The sequence below is a fragment of the Thermoanaerobacterium sp. PSU-2 genome (assembly GCF_002102475.1).
In the GTDB taxonomy this organism is placed as follows: domain Bacteria; phylum Bacillota; class Thermoanaerobacteria; order Thermoanaerobacterales; family Thermoanaerobacteraceae; genus Thermoanaerobacterium.
This window is the reverse complement of record NZ_MSQD01000043.1, coordinates 1-586: the sequence shown is the minus strand read 5'-3', so window position 1 is coordinate 586 and position 586 is coordinate 1. Positions and strand designations below refer to the sequence as shown.

Annotated in this window: 1 protein-coding gene; it reads left to right on the top strand. The window is 30.4% G+C overall.

From position 1 onward, the window contains the following. On the top strand, positions 1-408 hold a 408-nt coding region (locus BVF91_RS13040; RefSeq protein WP_240495896.1), incomplete at its 5' end, for a DUF1492 domain-containing protein. Positions 409-586: the final 178 nt, after the last annotated feature.

Sequence of the window (586 nt, the reverse complement as noted above, 5' to 3'; positions counted from 1 at the left end):
ATATACAAAGAAATTGAATGGCACTTGTATCACTACTTTGACTTGAAAAGAGAAGTGAAAGAATATAGAGAAAAAGTATTAAATTCAAGTACACCTCTTTTTGGAAAGGTTGGAGAAGGACAATCTTACCATAGTGATAGTACAGCGATAAAAGCATTGATGTTGGCTAAACCACCTAAAGAAATAGAAGAATATGAAAAATGGTTTGCGATAATAGAAAAAACAATTCAAAAGTTTAAAAACACAGATAAGGAAAAGTTATTACAATTAATATATTTTGACGAGAAAGGGCGAGAATATATTCAGAAAAGGTTACATATCGAAAGGGCTACGTATTTTTATTGGAAGGATGAGATAGTATTATATATTGCGCTATTAGCAGCACAAGAAAATTTGATAAAAGTTTAAATCACTTGACAGAAAGACTACTATTAGCCACATCACTTGACAAATCAAGAGTAATATGGTAAAATACTTTCATAGGAATTTGTAAAGGAGAGTGGGAAATTGGATTTGGCAAAGTTCAAAACTGCTGATGATATATTAAAAGAGTATGTTTCAGATGTAATGAAAATTGAACTCGGAA